We start from the raw sequence: 439 nt of genomic DNA, 5'->3' as shown, positions 1-439 counted from the left end.
GTACTGGCGTTGCTGTCGTCCACGGCTTTGGGCAGGTCGTCGACGATATTTACGTCCAGGTTGCCGTTGGCTGTGGTGCCGTTATCGTCGGTGGCGACTACAGCGAACTGTTCGCTAACGCTGTTAGCGCCGTTGGCAGTTGGATGGGCTTCGTTGTCCAGCAAGGTGTAGCTGTAGCTGACCACACCAGTGCTGGCGTTGTAGCCAGTGATGGTCAAGGTGTTGCCCAACGCAGTGGTAATCGATTGTGGGAAACCGGCGGCCACGCCGCCGGTGACGACATTGATACCGCCCACGCTGAGGGTCTGCACACCGTCCAGCGCGGTCACGGTGAACGTGCCACTTTGAGTCAGGGCCGATGCGTCCGGGCTGCTGCCGTCGCTGAGGTTTTTTTCCTGCAACGACAGCTCGCCACCTTCAGCATTCAGGCCCACCAACA

Annotated in this window: 1 protein-coding gene; it reads right to left on the bottom strand. The window is 59.9% G+C overall.

Translation table 11 applies throughout. The features are described from left to right. On the bottom strand, positions 1-439 hold a 439-nt coding region (locus tag IB266_RS30500), incomplete at both ends, for a hypothetical protein (protein WP_192264446.1).

Source organism: Pseudomonas sp. Pdm06, from assembly GCF_014851795.1.
Classification (GTDB): domain Bacteria; phylum Pseudomonadota; class Gammaproteobacteria; order Pseudomonadales; family Pseudomonadaceae; genus Aquipseudomonas; species Aquipseudomonas fluorescens_AA.
Note: the sequence above shows the minus strand (reverse complement) of the source record. Positions and strands in the feature narration are given on the sequence as shown.